This window comes from Micrococcaceae bacterium Sec5.7, assembly GCA_039636785.1.
Taxonomy (GTDB): Bacteria; Actinomycetota; Actinomycetes; order Actinomycetales; family Micrococcaceae; genus Arthrobacter.
This window is the reverse complement of sequence record CP144169.1, coordinates 3091762-3118357: the sequence shown is the minus strand read 5'-3', so window position 1 is coordinate 3118357 and position 26596 is coordinate 3091762. Positions and strand designations below refer to the sequence as shown.

The window sequence follows — 26596 nt, the reverse complement described above, 5'->3', positions numbered from 1 at the left end:
GCTCTTTCTCGCCGCTTGACGTGGTGGCCGCCGCCGGGCAGGCTGGACGGATGAAGTCCTAAGAAGCAGCCTTGGCGCGCGCCCAGGCTGCACCCCGGTACCAATAGCCCCGTAGAGCATTCCCGAACCGTCCCGGTTCAGCTCCGGCGGCCACACTGCGGACTTGCGAGGACCCCTCATGACTGAGCATCTTTATCTTTCCGGCGTATCCCACGGGTACGGGGACCGCCAGCTTTTTGACGGCGTCGAGCTGGTGGTCAACGCCGGCGAACACACGGCGATCGTGGGCGAAAACGGCGCCGGCAAGTCAACGCTGCTGCGGATTCTGGCCGGGCTCGAGGCTCCGGATGAGGGCACCACCGGCAGCCACGGCCGGGTGGGCTACCTGGCCCAGACGCTTGGCCTGCCCGAATCGTTCACGGTGGGCGGGGCCATCGACGCCGCCCTTGCGGCGCTGCGGGACATCGAGGCGGAACTGGCGCGACTGGAAGACGGGCTGGCCAATGCAGAGGACGAGGAGCTCGAAGCTTACGGAAACCTGCAGACGCAGTACCAGCTGAGGGAGGGTTACGCCGCCGATTCCCGGGTGGAGGCTGCGCTGGACCGGCTGGGACTGGGCGGGCTGGACCGGAAGCGGACGCTGGGATCCCTGTCCGGCGGCGAACAGGAACGCGTGGCGCTGGCCTGCGTGCTGGCTGATCCGGCTGACATTCTGCTCCTTGACGAACCCACCAACCACCTTGACGCCAGCGGCACGGCCTGGCTTGAGGCGCGTCTGGCGGCCCACCGCGGGACCGTGGTGGTGGTCTCCCATGACCGCGTGCTGCTGCGCAAAGTGGCGTCGACCGTGATTGAAGTGGATGCCGAACGTCGTCAGATACACCGCTACGGGAACGGCTACGAGGGCTACCTGCGGGAGAAGGCCGCGGAACGCCAACGCTGGGTGCAGCAATACCACGGGTGGCTGGACGCCATGGCAGCTGAAAGGCTGCAGGCGGACACGGTGGCCGGGAAAATGGGTTACGCCCGCCAGCGCGATAACGACAAAATGGGGTTCGACTTCAAGGCCGGAACCTGGCAGCGGGCAGCCACCAGCAAGGTCCGCAACGCCCAGGAGCGACTTCGCCGGCTCGAAGCCGCCCCGGTTGACCGTCCGCCGGAACCGCTGCGGCTTGCCGTGGAACTTGGGATGGAGGCGGGCACCGAGGGGCCCGGAACTCCGGTACGGGTGGCTCCGGTACTGGAAGCCCGCGGAGTGCTGGTGGCCGGGCGCCTGGACGTCCCGCGATTCCGAGTGGACGCAGGGCAGAAGATCCTGATCACGGGGCCCAACGGCGCCGGAAAGTCCACGCTGTTGTCCGTCCTCGCCGGCACTCTGGAACCAGAGCAGGGTGCCGTGACCAGGCCTGCGCGGATCGGTTATCTGCAGCAGGAACTGGAGCTGCCGGTGCGCCCGGGCATGCGGCTTCTTTCCGCGTTCGCCTCAGGGCTGGGCGGCAATATCGACGAGCACGCCGAAGCGCTTCTCCGGCTGGGGCTCTTCCGCACCAGCGAGTTCCACGTGCCGGTGGGCGGGCTGTCTGCCGGACAGCAGCGCAGACTGGCCCTGGCACGGCTGCTGCTGGGCGGATACGGGACCATGATCGTTGACGAGCCCACCAACCACCTGGCACCTGTCCTTGTGGAGGAACTCGAGGCGGCCCTGGCCGGATTCGCCGGGACCCTGATCATGGTAAGCCATGACCGCGCCCTGCGGGAATGGTTCCGGAACTGCGCGGAAAAAGGCGCTGCAAAAGCCGCCGGAAACAGCGCCGGCTCCTGGCTGAGGTACACGATGGAAAACGGTGCGGTGATGCCTGCGCCGCCGACAGTTCGCTAGATGCCGACAGCTTCTGGGTCCTGACAGTTCCCTGGATCCTGCCCTTAAGGCGACACAACAAACGCCAGGGCCGCCGGCAACTGGCCGGCAGCACCTGGCGTCAGCGCCGGTCGGTTACCGGAACAGATCCTTGTAGGTTCCCATGATGATGCGGTCCCCGGGGGTGGACTTCCGGATGTAGTCAACCACTGCCCAGTCATCCAGGGATATGCAACCAGCCGTCGGCACCTTGTTCATGTGGAGGAAGATGGCGAAGCCTGCGTTCTGGACAATGCCGGGGCGGTTGTAGTTGACCACAACGCCCTGTCGGTAGTCGTGCGTGGAGCGCGTGGCGAAGTACCACATGTTCTCATCCCAGCCCACCCAGGAAGAGGAGTCGAAGTACTTGTTGTACGTGGAGGTCCACGGGTTTCCTCCCCAGCGTGAGCGAGGGCTCAGCGTCCGGTAAGCCAGCTTGGTGCCGGGGCTGCCCAGCCCGAAGGCTTCTGTCACGGAGTACGATCCCGTGGGGGAGAAGAGATTGCGGGTGGGCCCGGATGGAACCCCCGGTGCCTTGAACCCCGATGCGCCAACATAGCCATCCGTTTTCCAGTCGGGGACATAGGTTCCGGCCATCTTGACGCAGTAGATGTTGGTGGCCCGGGACAGCCCGTATCCCTGCGTGAAGGTGAGGAGAACCCGGCTGGCCCCGTACGTGGGGTACCTGGACTGTCCGTTGTTCAGCTTCTGGCATTCGGTCACCGCATACACACGGCTCCCGGCCGAACGCGTCCAGCCGATGAACCCGCGCTCGAATGACTGGATGCACTGCCCGGCGGCGCACCTCTCATTGGACGTGGGATAGCCAAGGGCCCCGCCGGCTGCCCCGCTGGCCACGTACTTGCCCGCTATGCCGGCCCGGGTAATCCAGGGCCCCGTTGCGGGGGACCAGTAGATGGACCCTCCCTGGAAGCGCTGGACGCAGCCTCCGGCGGCCTGGCCGCAGACTTCGTTGCCGAGCGGGTAGCCGAGGGAACTGCGGTCGGCGCCGGCCGTGCTGTATCGGGAGCCGATGCCGGCCCGGGTAATCCAGGGCCCCGTTGCGGGGGACCAGTAGATGGTCCCTCCTTGGAAGCGCTGGACGCAGCCTCCGGCGGTCTGGCCGCAGAGCTCGCCCATGACCGGATAGCCCAACACACCGTTCTGGGCTCCGGCTGCACGCCAGCGGATGCCGATGCCACCCTTGATCACCTGGCCGCCGCTGAATGGCGACCAGAAGATGGTCCCATGATCAAAGACCTGCGAACAGCCGCCGTTCTTCAGCCCGCAGCTCTCGTCAGCCAACGGCAATCCCAGTACAGTCTCGGCCCCGTCAGCCGCCCAGCGGCCTCCGATTCCGGTCCCGGTGGAGAAAGGGAGGAACAGCTGACCAGTCCATATGAGGACCTTCCCGGTGGAGAACTTCTGCAGCGACCTGCCCGCGATGCTGGTCTCGTCGCTGATCGGATAGCCGAAAACGGCCAGGCCGCCGGCGGAGTTCCAGCGCGGACCGGTCCGGCCGGAAGCCAGGAACACCGGGTGCGCGCCGGTGGCCCAGGCCCAGTAGATTGAGCCGCCCTTGAACGTCTGGACACACAGACCGGCCTGGCACGCCTCATGGGACGTGGGCTCGCCGAGGACGCCCTCGGCACCCTTCAACTCCAGCCATTTGGTGCCTATTCCGCCACCGGTGTTGAACACCGGTGGTGGGGTCGGGTCAGGCGTTGGCGCCGGATCCGGGGTTGGCGTCGGCGAAACGGTGAGTTCCGGCGTCGGCAGAATAGAACGCGACGGCGGACTGGACGGCGACGGCGTGGCGGTCAGTTTCGGGGGCAGCAGGGTGGCCGGCGCCGGCTCAGCCGTTTCCCCGGGCTCCGGGAGCGTCGGTGGAGAAGTCCGTGCTGAGGTCCGTCCCGAAGAGGGCGCCGCGGGTGGCGGCGTGCCGGTGGGTGTTGGTGTAGGGCTGGCGGCCGGCGCCGGAGCAACTGTCCCTTCGGCGGCCAGAGCCGGCGAGGCCACAAGGGAAGCGGCCGCGAAGCTCAGCAGCAGCGCAGCCGTGAGGAGCGTATTTTTCATTATTTGCCCTCCACAGATACAACCGGTTCGCACGTGCCGTTTTGGCCGGTGGACTTGGCAAACTTTTCTGCTGTCACGTCAGCCGATTTACCCGCCGGAACGGTTTCGGTGATGATGGTGTGGCCCTGGACGGCCGCGCCAACGGTAACGGCGACAGCAACCGTGTAGGTCCTGGATTCGGTGGAGCCGTTGACCAGGGTTCCCTTGAACGTCCATGATCCGTCGGCCGCCGCTGTGCAGGTGTGCTTCTGCAGGTCGCCTATCGCATTCAGCGAGGAAGATACATCCGTTGGCTCGGAGGTCCCGGGCGCCGGTGCCTCTGAAGACGGCGCCGCGGAAGACTTCGATGATGTTGGTGCCGATTGACCGGGTTCGGCAGCACCGGATCCGCCGCCTGAACAGCCCGCAAGTGCCAGCAGCAAGGCCGCCGGCAATAGTGCTCTTTTTCTCATAGCCCCCCCTGAGGTATGGCGCGAGTGCCATATGCCCACACGAGCGGTGTGGACGCAGGGACCGGAAAGATCCCGCCCCATGATGCTCAGGGTAGCGGCACCCGGAGCGGCACGAGTCTTTTGGACACGCGAAATCATGTCGTTTCGCAGCGTTCCGGAGGCGGCGTCCATCCGGAGGTGTTGCCCGCGTCACGGACGGTCCCGCAAATCTTGTAAGATGGACGTGCCGCGCGAACCTTCGACGCGTTGTAAGTTTTTGTACACATAACGCACTCCAACCGGGCATAAACCCGAATTATGTGTACGTAAACTCCCGCGTTCCGGTCCCGGCAAGACCCCAACCTACAGCAAGACGCCAACCCACAAGGAAACAGCTGTGCCTCAAAGTACCCCCACAGAACTTAAGAGCCAGACGGCACCATCCGCCGCCGTCGACTCCACCCTCAGCGCCGAGGGCTACAAGAAAACCCTGAGCCGCCGCCACGTCACCATGATCGCCATGGGCGGCGCAATCGGAGTCGGCCTCTTTATGGGAGCAGGCGGACGCCTGGCGTCCACTGGCCCCGCACTGATTTTCTCCTACGCCATTGCCGGTGTGATCGCCTACCTGCTGATGCGGGCGCTGGGCGAGCTCATTATGTACCGCCAGACCTCCGGCTCCTTCGTGAGCTACGCCGGCGAGATGTTCGGCAAAAAGGGCGCCTACCTCTCCGGTTGGATGTACTTCATCAACTGGGCCATGACCGGCATCGCCGAACTCATCGCGATCGGCCTCTACTTCCAGTTCTTCTTCCCGAATGTGCCGGTTGAGCTGTCCGCCATTGCAGCGCTGGTGCTGCTGGTGGCCGTGAACCTGCTGAGCGTCAAGGCCTTCGGCGAGTTCGAATTCTGGGCCTCCTGCCTCAAGGTTGCCGCCATCCTGATCTTCCTGGCCGTGGGCACCTTCATGGTTGTCACGAACGCCAAGGTGGGCGCCGGCCACGCGTCGGTCAACAACCTCTTCCACGACGACGGCGGCATGTTCCCCAAGGGCGCGCTGGTGATGATCCTGGTGCTCAACGCCGTGATCTTCGCGTACAACGCCATTGAACTCGTGGGCATCACCGCCGGCGAGATGGAAAACCCGGAACGCGAAGTCCCCAAGGCGATCCGCGCCGTCGTGGTCCGCATCGTGGTGTTCTACGTCGGATCCGTACTGCTGCTGGCCATGCTCCTGCCGTCGGACCAGTACAAGGCCGGCGTCTCGCCGTTCGTCACCGTGTTCGGCCAGATGGGGCTGGGCTGGATGGGCGATGTAATGAACATGATCGTCATCACCGCCGCTCTGTCATCATGCAACTCGGGCCTGTATTCGATCGGCCGGATTTTCCGCACCATGGCCAACAACGGGCATGCTCCGCAGTGGCTGACCAGGATGTCCACGCGCCACGTGCCGTATGCCGCCATCCTGGCCATCGCCAGTGTGTACCTGGTGGGCATCCTGCTCAACATCTGGCTGGGCGGATCCCACGCCTTCGACCTCGCGCTGAACACTGCATCCATCGGTGTGATCTTCACGTGGGGCACCATTTTTGCCAGCCAGATCGCTTTGCGCAAGAAGAAGGGCAATGTGTCGAGCCTGCCCATGCCGGGCGCGCCCTGGACCAGCTGGGCCGGGCTGATTGCGCTGCTGCTCATCGCTGTACTGATCGGCTTCGACACCATGACCAGCAAGACCGGCGAGGTCTTCCTGCTGGGCATGTGGACCCTGGCCACCATCCCGTTCTTCGCGGTGATCCTGTGGCTGGGCTGGCAGAAGGTCAAGGACAACGAGCCCAAGAGCGAGCTCTTCAGCTAACTCTTAAGGGGTGGCTTGTGAATTAGTGGAATATCCGACGGCAGGTTCGTCGGATATTTCACTAATTCACAAGTCACCCCTAGATGACGGTCGCGACTGGGGGTGCGATCCTCAGCGCGGGAGTAACCCGGCGGTGAGGTTGCGGGCAATGAGGCCCGTGCGGGTCGCGGGGACGAGCAGCGCGGCGGCCAGATTATGGCCGCGTTGGCGCGAGCTGGCCAGCTTGCGGTGGCGGGCTTCGTATCCACGCAGCGCCGTGGTGGGGTCGTCGGGGGTAGCGGCCATGGCTTCGGCCAGGGTGGCGGCACCGGTCATGGCGAGGCTGGACCCGTCGCCGAACAAAGATACGCAGGAGGCGGCGTCACCCAGCAGCGTCACCCGCCCCCGGGACCAGCTCGACAGCCGGACCTGGCTGACGGAGTCGAAATATAGGTCCTTGGCGGTGAGGACCTGCTCGGGCAGGTCAGGTAGCTCGGGAACAGGCCAGTCGTGCGCGGTGTAGGCGTCGAGAACGATCCGTTGCTGGGTCCGGGTGTCTCGATAGTCCAGGCCGGGTGGGCCGCGGAAGATGAAGCCGGCCCCGGCGGTTCCGCATACCGGATGGATGGTTAGCGACAGGCCCGGCTGGTTGTACATGAGCACCGTTCCGGGGTCGGCTGCGGGTCTACCGAGCGATAGCGTGGCGATGTAGAGGCCGAGATGGCGGACGAAACCGTTTTCGGGGCCGAACGCCAGGGCCCGCACCGTGGAGTGCAATCCGTCGGCGCCGACGACCAAGTCGAACCGGCGCGGGGCCGCCCGCTTGAAGGTGACGTCGACGCCGTCGTCATCCGCCCGCAGGGCGGTGATCGAGTCCCCGAACAGGAACTCGGCCTCGTCCCGGCCGGCCTCGCAAAGGATCGCCGCGAGGTCGGCACGGGGTATCTCGACGTCATCGCCCCGGGGCCGGCCGAGCCGCAGCGGGCCGACCCGACGCCCGGATGCGGTCACGAAAGCCAGGCCCGGCGCGTTGGTCGCGGCCTCGTGCAGACGCGGCAGGATGCCCATCCGCCGGGCCACCTCGGTGGCCGCGCCATGAACGTCGACCGGGCTGCCGCTGGAGCGCAATGCCTGGGCGCGTTCGACCACCGTCGGCTGGAACCCGTGGCGGGCCAGCCAGTACGCCAGGGTCGGGCCGGCGATGCCCGCCCCGCAGATCAACACGGTGCGTTGTCCCATGCCCGTCAGTTTAACGGGAACGACACGGCCGGGCACCCATCGCGGGGTCGTAGCCGCGGGTTGCCAGGAGTACCTTGGCCGCGGTCGTGAGCTCGATGCCCATGTCCTTGTCCGCCAGTCGCTTCTCCAGCCGTCCGACGAACTGTTCACGATCTCGATGATCTCGTCCTGGGTCAGCTGGGGGGAAGACCACAACGTCGTCAACACGGTTCAGGAACTCGGGGCCGAAGTGCTGCTTGAGCTCCTCAGGTTACGCGGGCGCGCATCCGGTTGTAACCGGTTTGCGTGTCCGTGCCGGACTGGAAGCCGGTGGCCACGCTCTTGGAGATGTCGCGGTCGCCGAACAGTAACGCTCCTTAGCGCTACTTTTCCGCGGAATGGTCCTCGACCCCCATCCCCTTCCTCCACTGAAAAAAGCGTCAGCTGCTCGCTGCGCTGACGGCCACCTACGCGGAAGTCATGGAAATCCGCCCCGACACCATCCGGGTGGTTTTGCACGAACTCCCTCGCGAGAACTGGTCCGTCGCCGGCGTCACCCTGGCGGACTCAGGACAGAACAGGGCGACTGCAAAGTCGTCCGTGAGCGCCTGGCGTCTTAAATAGTGAGACGATCCCTGCGCAGCTGTTAAAAGAGCGGGAACCCCTGTTAAGCATGTGAATGTTCAAGCCCACATGTTGCCAGGAGTTCCCTGTTGTCATCTTCCCACCTTGCCGCGTTCATCGACGAATTCACCGCCTTCCGCGCCGGTCGCCCTCGCCCCCGGACAGGTGCTCGTTGCCCTGTGTGAACTGTCCGATCCGAGGGCCCGACGCGGAGTCCGGCACCGCCACCCACACCTGTTGGTCATCATGCTTTGTTCCGTGCTGGCCGGGGCCAAAACATTGGTGGAGATGGCCGAATGGGCGTCCGACACGGCCCGGGTCCAGCTCGCGGCATTGGGGATCGGTGCCCCGCACGCGACCACGATCGGGCGCGTCCTGGAGCGACTGGATGCGGACACCTTGGACCGGCTCGCCGGGGCGTGGGCGCAGGCCCGGACCTGCGCGAGGGCTATTGCCATCGACGGGAAGGAAGCCCGGGGCGTGAAGAACGGCGGCGGGACGCGGGTGCATTTGATGGCCGCCATCGACCACGACACCGGGGCCGTGCTGGGCCAAGTCGACGTCGGCATCAAGACCAACGAAATCAGCCTGTTTAGGCCCCTGCTGGAGACAATTCCCGCCCTGAACGGCGTAGCCGTGACCGCGGACGCACTGCACACGCAGACCGGGCACGCCAACTATCTGGCCGGCCGGGGCGCCCATTATGTGCTCACGGTCAAGGGAAACCAGCCCACATTGAACACCCAGCTGCAGTCGCTGCCCTGGAACAAGGTCCGTGCCGGGGACCGGTCCCTGGCCACGGCGAACGGCCGGGAGATCATCCGTACCGTCAAGTGCGTCAGCGTCGCCGCCGGCATCGGCTTCCCGAATGCGGAACAAGCCGTCCAGATCACCCGCAAGTCTCGGCCCATCGGAACCAGGGCATGGTCCACCGAGACCGTTCATGCCGTGACTTCCCTGTGGCCCGTTCCTGATCCGTCGGGACCCCGGGACATCAGCCGAATCTGGGTGTTAGAACCAGAGGAGGCTCATTATGTGGAGGTTCCCTACCGGACGATGGCGAACCCGTCTGTGAGCCTGTGGGAGCACAAGCACGCCCTGGCACGGCCACACGAGCGCGGCATAGCGCAAGTGGATGAGGCAGCCTTGTTCCGAACGATGACCGTTTCGTTTGCTGGTCATCACCGGGTCATGGATTCGCGGACCCGCGTCGATGAGCAGGAAGCCCTTGCTTGGGTCCGTGCAGTACTGGGCGACGAGTGGGCTGCCGGTGCCTACTGGCAAGGATTGCTGACGGGCTTAGGGGCAACCGCGCAGACCCTATATTTCAGGGTCTTCCTCAATGAGGATTACAAAGCGTGTGAGGCACCCGCCATATTTTCCGGCCCGGAACTTGAGCCGGCGAGTTTCTCCGCGTGATCGAGAGCGTTCCACTTCCAATGGCTGAAGCTGCCGCCTGAAATAATCAGGAGCTGGGTAACGCGCAGGCTGAGTGTCGTTCGCCAAGCTGATATTCTCCGTTCCAAGTAGTTGATGGGGGACTACTTTTTAGAATGGGGAAAATGTGAAGAAGAAGATATTGGCATCGTTGACAGGATCGGTCATCCTGTTGAGCACTTTGGGCGCATTACCTGCACAGGCCCAGGATCAGCACCCTCTTGAAAGTACTCTGGAAAGCAATGCCGCCGTTTCCGGATCTGCGGGGACAGATCGGGACTTGCTCGCCAATGCAGTAGATCCATCAGCCATCGTTGAGACTGAGGATTCCATCACAATCTCCTCAGAAGAGGGCGATGTAACACTCCCGGATTCGGCAACGGTACCCACCACGGTGGAAAGTACCGAGGGAACTGTATTGATTGGAGTTCCGTTCGCCGATTCTGCGTCAGCTCCTGAAACCTTGCGTCCTGGCGCCGTAGCTTATGAAAACGGGAACCAGACAAGCACAGTGCGGACAATCAAGAACGATGGGACCGTTCAAACTGCTTCCATTATTGAGTCTGCCGCTTCTCCTGAGCGTTTTGATTACCCATTGACGCTCCCAGCCGGGCAACTACTGAGGAGTTTGAAGGCGGGTTTTTGATTCGTTCTGTTGAAGGGAACCTGATCGGCGGCTTTACGCCCGCTTGGGCGACAGATGCGAACGGGAACGACGTACCAACGCGATACGAGCTCAACGGATCGACATTGACGCAGATCGTGGACCACCAGAGCGCTGATGTTGCCTACCCAGTGGTGGCCGACCCCGCTTACAGCAGGGGAATGATTCACTCTGTAATTTGGGAAAGGTGGGCGCGTGGTGGCTGGGAAATCCGACTTCAGGTGACAGCTCTCGCTCGCTGGACACAGCTAGTAGACCCAGCCATTGTCTACACCGAAGGGTTGCGCGACTTGCGTCAGCACCACCCTCGGTCGATGGCCAGCGCTACGATGGCTCAGCAGTGGGATTGCCACGTGGTGGGACTTCCCGGCACAATCAACATCGACCTCGAAAGCTACCGTCGCAGCTACCCCGGGTGGCGTGCAGGTCTTCTCCCTTCAATTATCAAGAGGAATCCAGCAGCGGCCTGCAACTGGTGAACATCTCAAACCCTTAAGTGACGGAGATGAGCCTGTAATTTATCTCTCCCCTCCCTTACGGGCTCCTAGAAAGTCGGTATATGTCCAAAGACCTGAAATCACATCGGACTTTCTGGTGGATCATTGCCGGATGTTCTGTCCTGCTTGCGGTGATACTCGTCGTTCTCACTAGCGGGGCACTTTCAATCTGGTTTGACCCAGATGACAATGACAGCACTGCGGGAGCGACGCTACAGCTACTTGCCTCACTGCGGATGTAACCTTACGAACCAACAAATCGAAGTAACATGTGGTCGTCGAGAATCATCGACGGCCACATGTTTCTTCTGCAAGGAAGACCGTCCCAGTTCCAAGAACTGAGACGCTGTCGTCCCCAGGGCGACGGCAGGTTCAAGCGGTCATCGCAACAGTGAGGGTCGGCAGGTTCAAGCGGTCGGATATTCCACGATTTCACAAGCCACCCCAGTGTGGGCGCGCTTTGTCCCCGGAATGCAGCGCTCCTTCGACATCATCGCCTCCGGGGAAATCGGCCAGGTGCAATGGGTCCAGGCGGAGCTGGGCTTCCCAGTCCCGGATGACCCGACAGCCCGCATCTGGGCACCTGCGGACGGAGGCGGCGCACTCCTGGACCTGACCGTCTACCCGCTGCTCTGGGCCTGGGGAGCCCTCGGGGCGCCCCAAGCGGTCAGCGCCACCGGCACCCTCACGGAGCTGGGCGTGGACAGCCAGAACGCACTCACCCTCGGCTACTCCTCCGGGGCGCAGGCCCAGCTGATGTCATCCCTCACCGCCGCGGGTCCGCAGTCCGCCGTCGTCGCCGGGTCCAAGGGTCATCTCCGGACCATGGGCTCGGTCAACAACCCGGCCGCCCTGACTGTGCAAACCGGCCGGGGCGACACACGGGTGGAGACTTTTGAACCGATCGGCAGCGGCTACACGTACCAGCTGCGCGAGGTGACACGCTGCATCCAGCAGGGCCTGACCGAAAGCCCGACAATGCCGCTGGCCATCATGGACCTCTTTGACGGCATCCGGGCCGAGCTGGGCATCGTCTACCCCAACGCCGCATAGCAGCCGTCGGCACGAACCAGACCGACCCTCCGCTTGTCGAGACCGAACACCCGTCAAAGTTTCTGACCGCTGGTAGGTCTGATCCAGTGCCCGGGAAGGGTTATGCGTCCGCGGCAGCCAAGGATTCGATGATGTGCTCTGCGGTCGTCAAGTTCTTGAGACAGTTCGTGGTTGATTCGAGTTACGCGGCCAGGGGTTCCTGGGCACGGGTCTGATGGGTGGCGAGGGCTTCTGCCGGAGGGATGCCGCCGGCCCGCCGGTTTGGCCGGCGGCGGTTGTACCAGCCCTCGATATATTCCATGACAGCGGTTCTAGCGGCGAGCCGGTTGCCGAAGGTGTGATGGTGGTACATCTCGGTCTTTAGGTGTGAGAAGAAATTTTCGGCGACTGAGTTGTCCCAGCACACCCCGACGGCTCCCATGGACTGGGTGACGCGGTTCCCGGCGCACCATTTCTGGAATTCGCCAGAGGTGTATTGGGAGCCCCGATCAGAGTGAAACACCGTTGTTTCTGCTTCGAGATACCCGTGGTCACGGGCCATTGCCAGCGCGTCGGTACAGAGCCTGGCGCGCATGTGATCGGCCATCGCCCAGCCGATGATCATGCCCGTGCACAGGTCGATCACGGTGGCCAGATACAGCCATCCCTCGCCGGTGCGCAGATACGTGATGTCCCCGCAGAGACGGGCACCGGGCACCGTGGAGGTGAAGTCCCGCTTCCCGTCCTGATCGAGCATGTGGTTGCGGATGTGCGCGGTCTTGGCCTGCGGGTCCTGCACGGTGGTCTGCTTCCACGCCCTGGTGCGTACGGCCCGCAGGCCCTGCTCGCGCATGACCGCCCCGACCGTGGGGGCGGAGACCTGCACGCCCTTGGCATTGAGCATCAGGGTCAGCTGGTCACGGCCAGCGCGGCCCTTTTCCTTCTCGAACAGGTCAGTAACCTCGGCAACCAGCCGCTGGTGCCGGACGGCCCGCGGGGAAGGACCCGCGGGGTTGCGCCACCGGTAGAAAGAGGCCCGGGATACCTTCAGGACCCGACACAACCAGGCGATCGGATGATTCGCCTTCTCTGCTTCGATGAACTCGTAGAAATCCTCTACCGTTGCTTCGCTGCAAAGAAGGCGCTGACTTTTCCCAGGAAATCGACGTCCTGCTTCAGCCTGGCAATCTCAGCCAGCGCCTTCTGATGCTGCTCCCAAGACACCGGCGCCTTCTCCTGGCCAGCGGTTACCCGATCCGGATGATTCTCCCGGTACTTGCGCACCCAGTTCCCCAGCGTGCCTTCAAGGACGCCTATCTCCAGACACACCTGTGAGATCTGACGGCCAGAGGAAATCACCAGCTCAACAGCCTCATCCTTGAACTGCTGCGTGTACTTCTTACGATCGGTCATGCGGGAAAGAGCTCCTATCAAGCTGTCTCACAAAACCATACGGCCGCACTCGCACAGCTCGTGTGTGGTCAGTGCGTCTCCGGCATCGAGTCTCGTGCCGGTGCGCAGTGCGTCCAGGAAGTGCCGGCACATATCCTCGATGCCGCGTCGATGGCCCACCGGCTCCCAGGCGTCGCCGGGCAGCTGTCTTGTCTCGCCGTCGTGGGTCACGGTTTCGCCCAGGTTGGTGACATCGCGCCGTTGGCCGGCGCCGGCTGTCTGCAGCACTTCACTGTTGGACCCGCTGGTGCGGTTCATGATGGCCAGGCCGTTGAATCCACCGTCCGCCAGCTGGAGGATGACGTGGTGCAGGAGGCCGTCCGCATCGATCCGGCCGCGCACGCCAATGTCGGCCGCACCCGGCGGGGCCAGCATCCGCAGTGTGTCGACAAGGTGGATGAAGTCGTCAAGGATGATGGTTCGAGCGTTTCCGAGGCCGTTGTGGCGGTCCTTTTGAAGGACCACCAGGTCGCGCGGGTGTTTCAGCGACTCCGTATAGGCTGGTGCGAATCGCCGGTTGAAGCCCACCATGAGGGAACGTCCGCGCTCTCGCGCAAGGCCCACCATTTGCCGGCTTTCGGCAATGCTGTAGGAGAGGGGTTTGTCGACGAAAACGTCGATGTCGGCCTCGAGCAGGCGGGTGACGATGTCGTGGTGGTGTTCGGTGGGCGCATGGACGAAGGCAGCGTGCAGGCCCGCATCAATGAGCGCCTCCAGGTCCGTGTAAAGGCGGGGGACCCGATACGCCGCACCGATCCGTTCCAGCTTCTCCCGGTCGCGTGTCATGAGGTGGAGCTCCAGCCCGGGCTGGCTGGCCAGGACGGGAAGGTAGGCCTTTTGCGCAATGCTGCCAATGCCTACGACACCTATCCTGCGAGTATCATCGCGGGCACTGGCCCCGTTTAGGGTATTTTTCATCTGAACCTCATGGTGGCTTGTGACTGTTAGTTGGGAATGGCGGTTTTTTCACGCTTAGATATGGCGGTTTCGGTGACGTGCAAGCCGGAGCCCTGGACGGGCTTTTGATGGAGCGTGTCCGCAGCATCTGCCTCCAGCAGATGTCCAAGAGCCTCCTGGCGCCTCCACCCGTCGCTGTGCCGTGACATCCAGCACGCCAGAACAAGGCGCTGGGTTGACGAAAGATCTGAAAGAACGTCGGCACTGGGCCACTCGTAGCGCAGCGGGTAGGGAATCTGGACCAATTCGCCTTCCACCCAAATCTCCGGGTAGTCGGCCGTGTGTGCGTACGTGTCCTGGATCAGCTCAGCAGTTGTGGCGTATTCGGCGCGGGCCAGGGTTCGCATCGCAAGGTGGGCGTCCTTACGAACGGAGGCAGGCACTGCCCGCAGCAGCAGAGGATCGACCACAGCTAAAGCATCCATCGGCCCATTAAAGCAATGTGACGGCGCGAATCCGGCAAGCGTGGCCTTTCCGGCCGCGTTGCCGTCCCGTAAGGCGGTCCTCCGGCGAACTGCCAGGCGCCGACCCGTGAGTGAATGTTGACCGGGAGGGGCTTCGAGCAGCTAGGCGGCCGTTCAGCGGGCCAAGCATCTTTTGTAGCAATATCAACCGTATTCGCTACAAGCCAGCAGGCGCGTTCAATGGTGTGAATCGCAGCGGTATTGGGCGTTGTTCTGTCAGCGCTAAGTGGCAGGCCCGGCTCAGCGCTCCGTGGGTGGGCTTTGGCTATTAGGTGTTGACCGTAGTTGGAGGTGCCGGGGATTCCCGCTCATCGCCGGCCGGTGATGAGTGCCCGGTGTCCGGTATGAGCACGTGGCGGTTGCCCGAGTTGCATTGCTGCCATTCACGGTAGACGTCGATCGCGGCGTCCCGCGGCTGGTACTCCATCGGCAGCCGGCGTTCGGTCCAGTCCTTGGCGAACTCGGAGTAGAAGGAGGCCAGTTCGAAGTACCTCCGGTCATCGACGTAGTGCGGTCCGTAGTCGTCGCGCTGGGTGAGGAAGACGACCTTCTCGGGGCTGCAGTAGTACAGCGAGCCCAGGCACATCGGGCAGGGATGGGCGAGCACGTAGATGGTGCACCCGGTCAGGTGCTCGGTATCGAGTTGGGTACAGGCCTCGCGGATCGCGAGGATCTCGGCGTGCGCGGTGGGGTCGTTCGTCTGGGACAGACGGTTTGGGCTCTCGGCGATAATTTCGTCGTCGCGGGCAATGACGGTCGCGAAGGGTCGCCCACCTTCCTCGACGTTGGCACGGGCGATATCGATGGTGCGTTGAATGAAGTCCATGATGTTCCTGGGCTGAGAGGTAAGTTGGGGCGCAGCCGTGGCTGTGTCCTCATTTCGAGAACACAGCCACGGTGGGGATCAGAACGGTTTGGTGGGCAGGTATTTTCCGTCGAGGGTGATCACGGCACGTGAACCGCCGTCGGGGTCTTCAACTTTCTTGATGTCCAGCTTGAAGTTGATGGCACTGATGATGCCGTCACCGAACTGTTCGTGCACCAGGGCTTTCAGGGTGGAACCGTAGACCTGGAGCATTTCGTAGAAACGGTAGATGGTGGGGTCGGTTGGGATACCGCCGGGGATGCTGCCGCGCAGCGGGATGGTCTGCAGCAGCATGGAGGCGTCCTCGCCCAGATCCAGCCGCTCAGCGACGATTTCCGCAGCGGTTTCCGGCAACGGATGCTGGCCGAGCAGGGCGGCGGTGACGAAGGCAAGGCTCAGACCAGTGCCATCGGTCAGCTCCTGCCAAGAGAGGCCCTTGCGCATCTTGGCATCGATGATGGCGGCGGTCAGTTCCTCGCGCGGAGCCTGGGCGTTCTGGGAATGAATCATGGTGTTTCCTTTTCCTTGGGTGCTATCAGGTGGTTAGGCGGCCAGGCCGGATGTGGCCGGCGTGGCACTGGTCTGCGGGTTGTCCGCAAGTGGGACAAAGAGGCCTGTGGCGCCGTCGAGGGTGTCGATGGAGCCCGTTTCGATGTCGTAGACCCAGCCGTGGAGGTTCAGCCGGTTCTGGTCCAGGGCCAGGGAGACGGAGGGATGGGTCCTGATGTTGGTCAGCTGGGCGATGACGTTCCCGCGGACCATGGCCTCCAGTCGCTCCTGGGCCGATCCGTGGGTGCGGGCGGCGTTGACGACCTTCGCCGCGTCGGCATGGGCAAGCCAGCTGGCCACTGCCGGCAGGTGGTCCAGGTTCGTGTCGGAGGAGATGGCAGTCATCGCTCCGCAGTCGGAATGGCCACAGATGATGATGTCCGTGACGCCCAGGACGGCGACCGCGTACTCGACTGTCGCGGAGACACCGCCGGGCTCCGGGCCGTAGGCCGGCACGATGTTGCCGGCGTTGCGGATCACGAACAGATCGCCCGGTTCCCGCTGGGTCAGCAACTCCGGCACGACCCGGCTGTCCGAGCAGGCAATGAACAGAGCCCCGGGGTTCTGGGCGGTGGCCAGCTCCTTGAAGAGTCCAGAGCGCTTCGGAAAGGCTTCCCGTTGAAATTTCAGAAAGCCTTCGATGATGTCTTGCATGGGCCGTCTCCTTGATGTTTTGGCGGATAACTCAAGGATGACGGAAACTATCTATAGTGTCCAAGACTTGTTTACAATAAAGTCAATAAGTATTTCCTATAGTTGGAGAGCCGTGATGCTACGCCGCCTTCGTTACCTGACCGGGGTCGCGTGTGACTTTTAGTTGAGAATGGCGGTTTTTTCGTAGTTGGGGTGGCGGTTCCGGTGCCGCGTAGGCGGCCATACTCGGCCGCATGCTTCTTCGTGATCTCCCGACGCGCACCCATCGACAACTGACCCATCCGCCAAGCACACCGCAGCACCCGGGCGGCCACCGGCATTTCGCGAGCATTTATCAGATGAGGCACGCACCCCATTTCGCGAGCACTATACGTGAGTCTCGTCGGGGACTGGTTCGCTCGGAGTCGTTCGCGCTACAATGCCTGTCATGGACGATGTTCCGGTCTCGGTCGCGGACCGCTGGGTCTCGGCTCTGTCGCGTCATGACCTAGATGCGGCGGCGGACTGCTTCACCATCGACTATGCCGACGAGGCGCCGGCACGGCGCGGCGAGTCGGTGCACGGCCGCGCCGCGGCCCGGCGCAACTTCCAGCGGCTCTTCGCGGATGTGCCGGACCTGACCGCCACGATCCTGCGCGCGGTTCAGGACGGGACCGATGTCTGGATGGAAGGGCGGATGGAGGGCCGCCGCCGCGACGGAAGCCGGATGGAGTTTGTCGGCGTGAACATCTTCGAAGTCGAGAACGGGCAGTTCCGTTCCGGCCGTATCTACACCGAGCTGGTCCGCGACGCGGGCGGGATCGACGCCCAAATCGACAGGATGGCCGCTGGCAGCACGTGAGTCTCTTGTTGGTGGTGTCCATAATGCCGAGGCTCTCAATCATTGTGGTGGGCGTGTTCCTGTTAATGACTGAGATGGGAATGGAGCGGAGGCGACGACCCAACCAAGCTCGGGAGCTTGTCAACACTGACCAGGCGCCAGGACCGGTAGAAACCAGGCCCTCCCGGCACGGCCAGCGGCTTGGCCGCCTCGGCAGAGAGGTCACTCATCACCGTCGAACCCAACCGGGCACGCGCCTTGAAAATCGCCGCTTTCGTCGGCATCTGCCAACCACCAAACCGGCCGCTGATCTAATCAAGACCGGCCAGCAAAGAACGCATCACTTCCTCGTACGAGCCCTGGGCAAACAGGGCCGGCACCATTACGTAATAGACCATCAAACGCGCACGCAGCAACCGGTTCCGGAGCTGCCCGGCCCCGGCCCGGGCCACCACCTTGTCCACCATGGCCGGAGGAAAGACGCGGGTCAGCACGCCCAACGACACATGATCGTTCAACCGCTCAGGATTCTCCGGCTTCACCCAACCACTACGAGCCATGCCCGAAGATTAACGGACAGAAGCTTAAGTAAACGGTATTGTACCTAGCCCAATTTTTTCATGGGAGATTTGAACGGCCGGTGTGATTCGGTTCTTGCGGGCCCGGAGCGGACGAATGGTTCAGGGCGTGGGAATCTGGCCCTGGTTCGCCGGGTTGGGCGCCGGGTCCACGTCCGGTAGGCCTTGCTGGTCTATGCCCCGGTGACGCGGCGGGGCAGCGCGAACGACTTCCGCTGCCCGGCCGGCCGGAGACGGACGTTCAGTCTTGGAGGTTGCTGGCAGTGACTTCGAATTCTTCCACTTCAAGGATCTGGATTTTTTGCTCCTTGCTGGTATCCGCGCGGATGCTGTTGGCGGCCTGTTGGCTCGCAGTGAGAGCTTCCTCGGTGTCCCACAGGGTGATGGACAGGGCCTTGTCGGATTCCTTTCCATTCAGGAAATAGATCCCGCGGCATCCGGGGATTTCAAGCACCCGCTTAAGCGTTTCCTCCGTGGGTGCATCCGAGATGGTTTCGGGGCTGGTTTTATAGGTGCTGACTCGGGCGAACATCGATCCTCCTCCAATAGTTCCTTGGCCGGAGCCCGCGTACCATTTCAGTCCTCGACGCAGTGCACTGACCGCGTATGGCGGGAATACACGTTGCCGCGCGGCAAGCAGCACCGGATGGTTCGGGTTCCTTCCACCAGTAAGGACCCAACAACGTGCGAGTGCAAGGTCAATCTGAATGGATACATTGCTGCGGACATCGCCTCCAACCCGCGGCAACGTGGAAAGCGCACGAGCAAACCCGGACTGGACATTGAAGCCGCCCAGCGGCTCGTTCATGATGTGCCGTATTCGAACGTTTTAGCCACAAACGGGAACTGTCATTTTCAGGAGTCGTCTGCACCAAACGGCAGCTGCTACAGCTGTGATTCACGGCGATACGTAGGGGCGTTTTTGCAGGGCTAGATATCGCCATTGGTGCCCGTTAAGCGATCCCTATCTGGACAGCGTGCGACTCGTGGGCCGGGGTGGGAGTTGAGTAGCTTCAGCTCGCATCCAGCACGAAGAAGATGAAACTCAAGAACGATCTCCGGTCTCTAAACTGTGGTGGGAGCATCTCTCTCGGCGTCTCTGGCGAGACGGGCGGCTCACTGATGACCGCGACTCGAAAGCCCGCATCAGTGAAGGCATCCGTCATCGCGTGCAACGGCCGGTGCCAGTAGGTGAGAACGGCTGGCTGACCACTGAACGCGTACGTGTCCGACCACTCGGTGAGGGCGAAGTAGTCGGCGTCGGGGTTGCTCATCTTATGGATGAAGGGATGGTGAACCGACAGGATGAGGCGGCCACCAGGCCTCAACACTCGCCGTAGCTCAGCGAGTGGTCCGGTCCAGTCCTGCAGATAGTGGAGGACCAGCGATGAGACCACGTCGTCGAACGCACCATCGGCGAACGGAAGCGGCTGACTGAGGTCGGCAACATGCAGTTCTGCCGCCTCGCCAAGCCTTTGCCGGGCTAGCTCGACCATCGCCGCGCTGGAGTCGAAGCCCGTCACGGTGGCGCCCCGAGTTTGGAGTGCCGCAGCTAACGGTCCGGAGCCACAACCAGCGTCAAGGACTCGACGACCGCGCACGTCTCCGGCGAGGTCCAACATCGCTGGTCGTTCGTAGTGACCATTGACAAGATTGGTCTCGTTGTCCGCCGAATAGGCCTCGGCGAAACTGTCGAAATCGTTGGTCTTGGCCTGCACTTATACCCCCAGGTTCGTCAGATCTCAGAGTGGAACGACCACGGTCTGGAGCCTACCAGTGCTACGTCATCGTTACTCGCCGAGGCTTATGTCCGATAGCCGATCCCTCACAGGGCAGACGCGCTGGTCCGTACGAGCCAATCTTTCACTAGCGCGGCAGTAAGATCCGGGCGTTCGAGATGAGCATTATGGCCAGCCGCGTCGAGCACAGGGGGCACCACACCGCCCTAAGCCACGGACGCTGGGGCCGTTCTCTTAGGCGTTCTGCTGGTTATCGGCGGTCAGTGTCTCTGGGGAACGGGTCGGCAGGTGGCGGTAGAGGCTGGAGCGGGTGATACCCGTGGCTTTGACGATCTCGGAGATGGACTGGTCCTCCTGGTCACGAAGGTGTTCGGCGTAGGCGAGTTTCTTTGGATCGACCACGCTGGGCCGGCCGATCCTTTTGCCCTTAGCAGCAGCGACGGCACGCGCGTGGGCTGCGCGTTCGATCGCGTAGGTTCGTTCCATTTGGCCGAAGAGTGCGAGCATCACGACTGCCAGCTGCGACATGGGATCCTCTGGATTGGCGGAATCAACGCGGATCGGGTCGGCTATGTTCCGGACTCCGACGCCACGGCCTGCCAGGTCGTGGATGAGGTTCAGGGTGTCCCGGACGCCACGGCCCAGTCTGTGACTGTTAACGTCGTTTGGCGGTTAAATCGCAGCTTGAAATGGCGGTTTTGCCGTTCCGTTTAGGGAACGGCGGATTCAGGCGGTCATTGCAACAGGAGGTTTTCGATCAGTTCGATCGGTTTCCTGAACTCTAGTCTTTTCCGCGGCCGGTCGTTGAGTTCCTGGGCAACCCAGTCGAGATCTGCGGCGCTGTGGATGCTCAGGTCCGTGCCCTTGGGGAAATACTGGCGCAGCAGGCCATTGGTGTTTTCATTGAGGCCGCGCTGCCAGGGCGAGTGCGGGTCGCAGAAGTAGATCTCGATGCCGGTGTCGATCTTCACGGTTTTCCAGTCCTGCATCTCGATGCCCTGATCCCAGGTCAGGGAATGCCGCAGCGCCTCGGGGAGCGTCTTGATCTTCGCGGTCAGCGCATCACGCATCTGCTCGGCCTTGTACCCGTCCGGCAGGTGCACGAGCATCGTGTAATTGGTGGTCCGCTCGACCAGCGTCCCGATCGCGGACTGATTCCCCTTGCCGATGATTAAATCCCCTTCCCAATGCCCTGGCACGGCCCGGTCCTGAACCTCGGGTGGGCGTTCGGAGATATTGATCATCCCCGGGATCCGGTTCTTCCGCTGGCCGGCCTTCCTGCAGGGCTGCCTGATAGCCCGCCCGGTGCGCAAACACGCGGCCAGATCGCGGTTGAGTGCTCCGCGGGACTGAACGTAGAGGGACTGGTAAATGGTCTCAGGTGACACCCGCATCTCCGGCTCATCGGGAAACTCAACCTGCAGGCGTCCTGCGATCTGCTCCGGTGAGTACTTCTTTTTCAGGTCCCCTTCCACCTTCGCACGCAACACCGGATTGGTGTGCAGTTTCGCCGGTTTCGGCCGCGAAGCCCGCTCATACGCCAGCGCGTGAGCCGACGTCGCCCGGTAGGGCAATCCTGCCACCGAGTTGCGCCGCAGCTCCCTGGACACCGTCGACGCCGCTCTGCCGACCACGGCCCCGATCTGCCGCAATGATCGTCCCTGGGCGCGCAGCACCGCGATCTCCTCTCGCTGGGCGAAGGTCAGGCAACGGCCCTTCAGATCCCGGCCCCGCCGGGGCCTGACACCCCCGGCCTCCGCGAGAACCCGGCGCCCAGTCCGCCGGCTCGTATTGATCGGAGCCACGGCTTCGGTGATGAAATCACCCGCCTGCATCCCGGACCAAAAAACCTGCAAAAGATCCGGCCTCAAATAAATTGAATACCCCGCCATGACAACACCCATCCGCTAAGTGTTGCAATCACCGCAAGAACCCAAGGAACCCTGAGCGGTCACTCCATTCGACGGCTACCGGATCCCGTGGTCTGGATTCTCCTCGTCGTATAGGTCCCTTGATCGTCCAATGGCATCCTTGTGCTCCAACGACCAGTCAGCGAGCTGCTTTACCAAATAGGTGAGGCCGTTGCCGCGGGCGGTGAGTTCGTAGGTGACCCGCGCAGGGACCGTAGGGTAAACGGTCCGGGTGACCAGGCCGTCTCGTTCAAGCCGCCTGACCGTCAGAGTCAGCATGCGCTGGGAAATCCCGTCGATGGCGCGTTGCAGCTCCCGGAAGCGCCTGACCCCGGAGGCTAGTTCGACGATGACGAGGACAGACCATTTGTCGCCGATCCGGTCGAGCACGTCCCGGATCCCGCAATCCGGATGGTCCGCGCCGCCGCACGGATCCAGCGCTGCGGTTACTTCGGTGTGACTGTCTAACACGAAAGTGCCTCCTTGTGCAGGTCCAGATAGTTACCGAGGATGAGTCTAGTTACCGAAAAGAACCAGCGAAGGAAGCCAATACATGATTCTCGTTACCGGAGCCTCCGGCCAGCTCGCCCAGGCAATCCTCCAGCACCTTTCACAGGCCGGCTGTGAAGCGATTGGCGGAACCCGCCGGCCGGGCGACGATCCGCACCTTCGACTGCTCGACTTCGACGACCCCGCCACTCTGAACTTTGGTGACGTGGACACGCTGGTCATCGTCTCCGCCGGCACGGCAGAGGACGACGTCGTCGTCGCCCGGCACGAAAACGTCATTGCCGCCGCCGAACGCGGCAACGTGCAGCACATCATCTACACGAGCCTGGCCGACGGCGGAGACCACCTGGGATTTGCGCTGGCCCACCGGTGGACCGAACAGCGCCTCAAGCGGTGCACCATTCCCTGGACGATCCTGCGGAACGGCCTCTACGCCGAGCTGATCGGACAACTCCTCGCACCTGAATCCGGCGCAATTACGGCGCCGTTCGGCCACGGACGGGTGGCGGCGATCGCCCGCCAGGACCTGGCCGACGCAGCATCACTCGTCGCGCAGGATCCCCAGCCACATGCCGGACGAACCTACAACCTGGTCGGCACGCGGGCGATCTCCGCGTTGGAGGTCGCCGACGAAGTGGGGGCCATCTACCGGCCCGGCACGTTGGGGGACCTCCGGCGGTCTCTGAACACCGCCGGGCTCCTGCCGTTCCAACCGGCCATGCTGCTGTCCATCCACGCCGCCGTCGCCCACGGCTTCCTTGACGGAACCACCGATGACATCGCCCAGCTTCTTGGACGGGCGCCCCGGGACCCGTTGACCGTGGCGGCTGCTGTCGCCCAAGGAGCCGGGTCGAGGTAAATGCCGGTCCAGGGCCACCCTTAGGGCCATATGGGTGGCCCTGGGTCAGGGTCGCCGCCAGACTCCGACCGGCGCGGGCCATGGTGTGAGGCGGTGGTCGCGTCCCAGGCTGCGTCCGCGGCCGGCCCCCGTTACCTTTTTAGTACCACGGATATCTCACGATCCGCCCGCGCCACCGCCCACACTAAGTCTTGGCCAGCCCTTAGCCGAGGGCTGTGGGGGTTGACTGATCGTGCCCGTCCTGGCCGAAGAGGGAACCTTAAAAGGTCAGTCGGTTTTCTATTTCCCAATCAGAGCGGAGTACGGACATGACGATTGCATCGACATACTTACCGTCGAACTTGAGCGCCGCACGCTTCCGCCCTTCGTGAACGAACCCGCTGCGCTCATAGACATGGCGTGCCCTCGGATTGAACGCGTACACGTCCAGCTCGATCCTGTTGAGGCTGGTGGCTCGGAACGCGTAGTCGACAACCATTCGGGTTGCTTCCGAACCGATACCGCGATTGCGGCCAACTGCCCCAATCAAAATGCGGAAGTTGCATGCGTCGTTGTGTTCGCTCCATTCGTTCAACACAACTTCGCCCACACACTTATCGGTCACCTGGTCCACTATTGCAAGGTCGAGCCGATCGGCTTGGTCCGCCCGAGTCTCGTACCAGCGCCGCGTGGGTGCGTCCAGTCGAGAGGCTCGGCCCTCCGTTTCGGCGGTCGTGTGCACTGATCCGGTAAACCGGAGCATCTCAGGGTCAGAAAGGATCAGCCCCATCGCCTCAATGTCAGCCGGCGTGAACGGACGAAGCTTCGCGTGCTTACCCTCGATTGTCGGCTTGATCGTGAAGATGCCAGGCAGCGTCATTAGTGCACCCTACCTCGTCGCGATTCCCATGATCGAGCCGATAGCGGGACGGTCAATGCGGCACGCCGAACCCACAATTGAGAAGTACGAATAGGATTCTGTGCATGACTGAACCCATCGACGTGGGCGCCACGCGCGCGGCCTACGACACCGTGGCCGTTGACTACTCCGAGCTGCTGCGCACCGAGCTGGCGGCTAAACCATTTGACCGCGCGATGCTCGCGGCATTTGCCGAACTAGCAAAGGATGCCGGGAGCGGAACGATTGCCGATATCGGCTCCGGGCCGGGCCGAGTTACGGCACATCTGCATTCTCTGGGGCTGACGACGTTCGGGATTGATTTGTCACCGGAGATGGTCGCAGTCGCCCGTCGGGAATACCCCGAACTTCGATTTGACGAGGGGTCAATGGAAGCACTGGGCCTGGCGGACAGCATGCTTGGCGGAATTGTCGCATGGTACTCAATCATCCATACACCGCCGGAGCGGTTGCCGGTGGTGTTCGCAGAGTTCAGCCGTGTACTTGCAGCCGGCGGAATCCTGCTGCTCGCCTTCCAGACCGGTGAGGAGCCCCGACACATTAAGCAGGCGTACGGACACGACGTAGCACTCGACGCTTACCGGCTGCCGCCCGACCGCATCGCCGCCATGCTCCGTAACGCTGGGATCGAGGTTCAAGCTCAACTCCTTCGTGAACCCGACGAATTCGAGAGAACACCTCAGGCCTTTGTTCTAGCGCGCAAACTGTAGACCACTAGCCCTCCTACCCCCGTTACCTTTTTAGTAGCCCCTAATTGAGTGAGAATCGGGGTTGTTGGCCTGTCGGTCCCGGCATGATTAATTCCCCCAGTCGTTAATGATCCGGGGGGGGTGTCCCTATGTTTTTTGTCAAGCAATTGGGACCGGTTTTCTTGCCGGGCGGGTCGAGTGGTTTTCGGGCAGGGCGCGCCGCACTGACAGGGTCATTCCGTCAGTGCGGCGCCGGTGCGGTTAGGCAGTTCGGGGTGCGGGCCCGTCGTAGAGTGTGCCGTCGCGGAGCATCGCGAACAGGACGTCGCAGCGGCGCCGTGCGAGAGCGATCAGGGCCCGGTTGTGGCGTTTGCCCTCGGCGCGTTTCCGGTCGTAGTAGGCCCGTGACAGGGGGTCTTTCAGCGCAGCGAAGGCGGAGAGAAAGAACGCCCGTTTGAGGCTTTTGTTGCCCTTCTTGGAGGGGTGGTCGCCCCGGATCGAGGTGCCCGATCGCCCCGGTTCGGGGCAGCCGCCCGCGCCGCGCCGACCACGTGTGGGGTGGCAGATGCCGGACACCCGAATCCGCCGTTGCCGACGGGTAGCCTACGCAGGTTCGTGTTGGGGACTCCTGCCCAACATGTTGGAGTATGAAGACGCCTTCGGACAAATCCATGTTTACAGTCCTCTGCACAAGAATCGTTCGGCCACCAGCACTTCCCACCACTCGGGCGGGAACGCATCAACCTCACCGGCGACTACATCTGGCCCCGCACGAACCGCATCAAACCCGGCAAATACAGACCACTACGATGCCCGAAAGGGCCTTTGCGTCGAATATTCCACTAATCCACAAGCCACCCCATTAAGGTACTCGACGGTGCCGTCTGCGGCGGGCTTGTTCTCGTCCGCTGAGCCCGGGGAGCCCAGTCCCCTCGTTCCAGGAGCCGGGCGTGCAGGCCACCGGTGGCCTGCGGGTGGTATTTCAGCGTGGTGGATCCGATCTTGCAGACGTGGGCGGGTCCTCGTTGGCTGGGCGTTGGTGGGGCGCACCGGCCGATAGGGGTTTGTTGTCCTTGTCCGTCCCGGTGGTGCGGTGGCGTGCCCGGAGGGCTGCCAGCAGCACGATGACGGTGACGGTGAGGGCGAGGACCGCAATCAGATAGGTATTCGCTCCGATGACTCCGGTGAGGGTGGATGATAGGGCGTTCATTGTGCCGGCGATGGCCTGGTTGGATTGACCGGTGAGCAGGGCCGGGGCCCAGTAGGCGATCAGGTAACCGCCGGAAATTACCAGGACGGCGCCCGCGATCCGCGGTATGTAACGCGCGGCCCGGTGGAGTACCGCGGTGAGGGCCCCGCTGGCGAGGGCTGATGAGAGTGCCAGCAGGATCAGGATGGTACTGGCACCGGCGGCATAGGCGATGAAAACAGTGATCAGGGTGGCGGTGCTTCCGGTGGCCAGGGCCTGGGCGATGACGGCCAGCAGCACCGCCAGGGTGCAGGACAGGGAAGCGACGGCGTAGGCGGTGCCGAAGGCGATCATCGCGCCGGGTCCGCGGCCCGGGCGGTTGATCCGGTTGGAATTCAGGGTCAGGCCGACGCGGTGGCCGGCAAGCATGGCGATGCCCGCGGCGGCGAGCAGGACACCGATCAGGACGGCCGCCCAGGGGACGGCCCCGATGAGGGTGTGCAGTCCGAGCGCGACGAGCAGCCCGGTGAGGGTAAAAACGGCCGCGAAGCCCAGGCTGACGAGCACGCCGGCGCGCAGTCCGTTGACGGCACGGCGGAGGATCGAGCGTTGACCGGAGGGGGAGGTTGTGTCCTGGCCGAGATAGTAGGCCAGGAAGGCCGGGAGCATGGCGAACCCGCAGGGGTTGACCGTGGAAAGCATGCCGGCGCCGAAGGCGAAGGCCAGTATTCCTGTCATGGCCGGGTTCTC

Annotated in this window: 25 protein-coding genes and 2 pseudogenes; 8 read left to right on the top strand and 19 right to left on the bottom strand. The window is 63.1% G+C overall.

The window, feature by feature from the left end:
- Positions 1-178 precede the first annotated feature (178 nt).
- Positions 179-1879, top strand: a complete 1701-nt coding sequence (locus V3C33_14890) for an ABC-F family ATP-binding cassette domain-containing protein (protein XAS66752.1) — start codon at positions 179-181, stop codon at positions 1877-1879.
- Positions 1880-1993: 114 nt separating this feature from the next.
- Here the strand turns inward: V3C33_14890 and V3C33_14885 are convergent, their stop codons facing one another.
- Complete coding sequence (locus V3C33_14885; GenBank protein XAS66751.1) at positions 1994-3973, bottom strand: hypothetical protein; 1980 nt, start codon at positions 3971-3973, stop codon at positions 1994-1996.
- Positions 3973-4425, bottom strand: coding sequence for a hypothetical protein (locus V3C33_14880; protein XAS66750.1), 453 nt, complete (start codon positions 4423-4425; stop codon positions 3973-3975). The genes V3C33_14885 and V3C33_14880 overlap by 1 nt, the downstream gene beginning before the upstream one ends.
- A 376-nt stretch (positions 4426-4801) precedes the next feature.
- Between V3C33_14880 and V3C33_14875 the strand changes: the two genes are divergently transcribed.
- Positions 4802-6262 carry an amino acid permease gene (locus V3C33_14875; GenBank protein ID XAS66749.1) on the top strand — a complete coding sequence of 487 codons (1461 nt, stop codon included), beginning with the start codon at positions 4802-4804 and terminating at the stop codon, positions 6260-6262.
- A gap of 111 nt (positions 6263-6373) precedes the next feature.
- Here the strand turns inward: V3C33_14875 and V3C33_14870 are convergent, their stop codons facing one another.
- Positions 6374-7480: an FAD-dependent monooxygenase gene (locus V3C33_14870; protein ID XAS66748.1), complete on the bottom strand. Its 1107-nt coding sequence runs from the start codon at positions 7478-7480 to the stop codon at positions 6374-6376.
- A 25-nt stretch (positions 7481-7505) separates the two neighbouring features.
- Positions 7506-7815 (bottom strand): annotated as a pseudogene (locus V3C33_14865) (NDP-hexose 4-ketoreductase).
- Positions 7816-8188: 373 nt separating this feature from the next.
- Between V3C33_14865 and V3C33_14860 the strand changes: the two are divergent.
- From V3C33_14860 to V3C33_14850, 3 genes are all read left to right on the top strand, one after another.
- On the top strand, positions 8189-9502 hold the full coding sequence (locus V3C33_14860) for an ISAs1 family transposase (protein ID XAS66747.1): 1314 nt from the start codon (positions 8189-8191) through the stop codon (positions 9500-9502).
- A gap of 145 nt (positions 9503-9647) precedes the next feature.
- Positions 9648-10166, top strand: a complete 519-nt coding sequence (locus V3C33_14855; GenBank protein ID XAS66746.1) for a hypothetical protein — start codon at positions 9648-9650, stop codon at positions 10164-10166.
- 962 nt (positions 10167-11128) lie between these two features.
- Positions 11129-11734: a hypothetical protein gene (locus V3C33_14850; GenBank protein ID XAS66745.1), complete on the top strand. Its 606-nt coding sequence runs from the start codon at positions 11129-11131 to the stop codon at positions 11732-11734.
- Positions 11735-11915: 181 nt separating this feature from the next.
- Here the strand turns inward: V3C33_14850 and V3C33_14845 are convergent.
- The 6 genes from V3C33_14845 to V3C33_14820 all read right to left on the bottom strand — a co-directional run bounded on the left by V3C33_14845 (position 11916) and on the right by V3C33_14820 (position 16654).
- Positions 11916-13126 (bottom strand): IS3 family transposase gene (locus V3C33_14845; protein ID XAS66744.1). Its coding sequence is split into 2 segments (ribosomal slippage): positions 11916-12868 and positions 12868-13126, totalling 1212 coding nucleotides; the frame shifts between segments, so codons are not numbered across the junction.
- A 27-nt stretch (positions 13127-13153) separates the two neighbouring features.
- Positions 13154-14083, bottom strand: coding sequence for a Gfo/Idh/MocA family oxidoreductase (locus V3C33_14840; protein ID XAS66743.1), 930 nt, complete (start codon positions 14081-14083; stop codon positions 13154-13156).
- Positions 14084-14109: 26 nt separating this feature from the next.
- Positions 14110-14532: a hypothetical protein gene (locus V3C33_14835; GenBank protein XAS66742.1), complete on the bottom strand. Its 423-nt coding sequence runs from the start codon at positions 14530-14532 to the stop codon at positions 14110-14112.
- Between the two features lie 322 nt (positions 14533-14854).
- Complete coding sequence (locus V3C33_14830) at positions 14855-15412, bottom strand: nucleoside deaminase (GenBank protein XAS66741.1); 558 nt, start codon at positions 15410-15412, stop codon at positions 14855-14857.
- Positions 15413-15490: 78 nt separating this feature from the next.
- Positions 15491-15961: a cyanase gene (gene cynS / locus V3C33_14825; GenBank protein ID XAS66740.1), complete on the bottom strand. Its 471-nt coding sequence runs from the start codon at positions 15959-15961 to the stop codon at positions 15491-15493.
- A 33-nt stretch (positions 15962-15994) separates the two neighbouring features.
- Positions 15995-16654 carry a carbonic anhydrase gene (locus tag V3C33_14820; protein XAS66739.1) on the bottom strand — a complete coding sequence of 220 codons (660 nt, stop codon included), beginning with the start codon at positions 16652-16654 and terminating at the stop codon, positions 15995-15997.
- Between the two features lie 427 nt (positions 16655-17081).
- Between V3C33_14820 and V3C33_14815 the strand changes: the two genes are divergently transcribed.
- A complete protein-coding gene (locus V3C33_14815; protein ID XAS66738.1) occupies positions 17082-17495 on the top strand; it encodes a nuclear transport factor 2 family protein in 414 nt (137 codons plus the stop codon).
- Between the two features lie 176 nt (positions 17496-17671).
- Here V3C33_14815 and V3C33_14810 read toward each other — a convergent pair.
- The 6 genes and pseudogenes from V3C33_14810 to V3C33_14785 form a co-directional block, all read right to left on the bottom strand.
- Positions 17672-18034 (bottom strand): annotated as a pseudogene (locus tag V3C33_14810) (transposase domain-containing protein).
- A gap of 259 nt (positions 18035-18293) precedes the next feature.
- Positions 18294-18584, bottom strand: coding sequence for a hypothetical protein (locus V3C33_14805; GenBank protein XAS66737.1), 291 nt, complete (start codon positions 18582-18584; stop codon positions 18294-18296).
- Positions 18585-19065: 481 nt separating this feature from the next.
- Positions 19066-19770: a class I SAM-dependent methyltransferase gene (locus tag V3C33_14800; protein ID XAS66736.1), complete on the bottom strand. Its 705-nt coding sequence runs from the start codon at positions 19768-19770 to the stop codon at positions 19066-19068.
- Between the two features lie 255 nt (positions 19771-20025).
- Complete coding sequence (locus V3C33_14795; GenBank protein XAS69752.1) at positions 20026-20436, bottom strand: recombinase family protein; 411 nt, start codon at positions 20434-20436, stop codon at positions 20026-20028.
- Between the two features lie 89 nt (positions 20437-20525).
- Positions 20526-21626, bottom strand: coding sequence for an IS30 family transposase (locus tag V3C33_14790; GenBank protein XAS66735.1), 1101 nt, complete (start codon positions 21624-21626; stop codon positions 20526-20528).
- Positions 21627-21758: 132 nt separating this feature from the next.
- Positions 21759-22172: a helix-turn-helix domain-containing protein gene (locus V3C33_14785; GenBank protein ID XAS66734.1), complete on the bottom strand. Its 414-nt coding sequence runs from the start codon at positions 22170-22172 to the stop codon at positions 21759-21761.
- An 82-nt stretch (positions 22173-22254) separates the two neighbouring features.
- On the opposite strand from V3C33_14785, the gene V3C33_14780 reads away from it, so the two are divergent.
- Entirely contained in the window at positions 22255-23070 is an 816-nt protein-coding gene (locus tag V3C33_14780; GenBank protein XAS66733.1) for an NAD(P)H-binding protein, read from the top strand.
- A 259-nt stretch (positions 23071-23329) separates the two neighbouring features.
- Here the strand turns inward: V3C33_14780 and V3C33_14775 are convergent, their stop codons facing one another.
- On the bottom strand, positions 23330-23929 hold the full coding sequence (locus tag V3C33_14775; protein XAS66732.1) for a GNAT family protein: 600 nt from the start codon (positions 23927-23929) through the stop codon (positions 23330-23332).
- A 104-nt stretch (positions 23930-24033) separates the two neighbouring features.
- On the opposite strand from V3C33_14775, the gene V3C33_14770 reads away from it, so the two are divergent.
- Positions 24034-24678 carry a class I SAM-dependent methyltransferase gene (locus tag V3C33_14770; protein XAS66731.1) on the top strand — a complete coding sequence of 215 codons (645 nt, stop codon included), beginning with the start codon at positions 24034-24036 and terminating at the stop codon, positions 24676-24678.
- Between the two features lie 240 nt (positions 24679-24918).
- On the opposite strand, the gene V3C33_14765 is transcribed toward V3C33_14770, so the two are convergent.
- Together V3C33_14765 and V3C33_14760 are read right to left on the bottom strand one after the other, a co-directional pair.
- Complete coding sequence (locus V3C33_14765; GenBank protein ID XAS66730.1) at positions 24919-25233, bottom strand: transposase; 315 nt, start codon at positions 25231-25233, stop codon at positions 24919-24921.
- A gap of 406 nt (positions 25234-25639) precedes the next feature.
- Positions 25640-26584, bottom strand: coding sequence for a cytochrome c biogenesis CcdA family protein (locus tag V3C33_14760; protein XAS66729.1), 945 nt, complete (start codon positions 26582-26584; stop codon positions 25640-25642).
- Positions 26585-26596: the final 12 nt, after the last annotated feature.

What these genes read in the sequence shown, in the direction of transcription:
- V3C33_14815 (XAS66738.1), top strand. Translation starts at nt 17,082, where the DNA reads ATGGACGATGTTCCGGTCTCGGTCGCGGACCGCTGGGTCTCGGCTCTG.
- V3C33_14880 (XAS66750.1), bottom strand. Translation starts at nt 4,425, where the DNA reads ATGAGAAAAAGAGCACTATTGCCGGCGGCCTTGCTGCTGGCACTTGCG.
- V3C33_14775 (XAS66732.1), bottom strand. Translation starts at nt 23,929, where the DNA reads ATGACGCTGCCTGGCATCTTCACGATCAAGCCGACAATCGAGGGTAAG.
- V3C33_14760 (XAS66729.1), bottom strand. Translation starts at nt 26,584, where the DNA reads ATGACAGGAATACTGGCCTTCGCCTTCGGCGCCGGCATGCTTTCCACG.
- V3C33_14770 (XAS66731.1), top strand. Translation starts at nt 24,034, where the DNA reads ATGACTGAACCCATCGACGTGGGCGCCACGCGCGCGGCCTACGACACC.
- V3C33_14840 (XAS66743.1), bottom strand. Translation starts at nt 14,083, where the DNA reads ATGAAAAATACCCTAAACGGGGCCAGTGCCCGCGATGATACTCGCAGG.
- V3C33_14780 (XAS66733.1), top strand. Translation starts at nt 22,255, where the DNA reads ATGATTCTCGTTACCGGAGCCTCCGGCCAGCTCGCCCAGGCAATCCTC.
- V3C33_14870 (XAS66748.1), bottom strand. Translation starts at nt 7,480, where the DNA reads ATGGGACAACGCACCGTGTTGATCTGCGGGGCGGGCATCGCCGGCCCG.
- V3C33_14830 (XAS66741.1), bottom strand. Translation starts at nt 15,412, where the DNA reads ATGGACTTCATTCAACGCACCATCGATATCGCCCGTGCCAACGTCGAG.
- V3C33_14790 (XAS66735.1), bottom strand. Translation starts at nt 21,626, where the DNA reads ATGCAGGCGGGTGATTTCATCACCGAAGCCGTGGCTCCGATCAATACG.
- V3C33_14820 (XAS66739.1), bottom strand. Translation starts at nt 16,654, where the DNA reads ATGCAAGACATCATCGAAGGCTTTCTGAAATTTCAACGGGAAGCCTTT.
- cynS (XAS66740.1), bottom strand. Translation starts at nt 15,961, where the DNA reads ATGATTCATTCCCAGAACGCCCAGGCTCCGCGCGAGGAACTGACCGCC.
- V3C33_14885 (XAS66751.1), bottom strand. Translation starts at nt 3,973, where the DNA reads ATGAAAAATACGCTCCTCACGGCTGCGCTGCTGCTGAGCTTCGCGGCC.
- V3C33_14805 (XAS66737.1), bottom strand. Translation starts at nt 18,584, where the DNA reads ATGTTCGCCCGAGTCAGCACCTATAAAACCAGCCCCGAAACCATCTCG.
- V3C33_14890 (XAS66752.1), top strand. Translation starts at nt 179, where the DNA reads ATGACTGAGCATCTTTATCTTTCCGGCGTATCCCACGGGTACGGGGAC.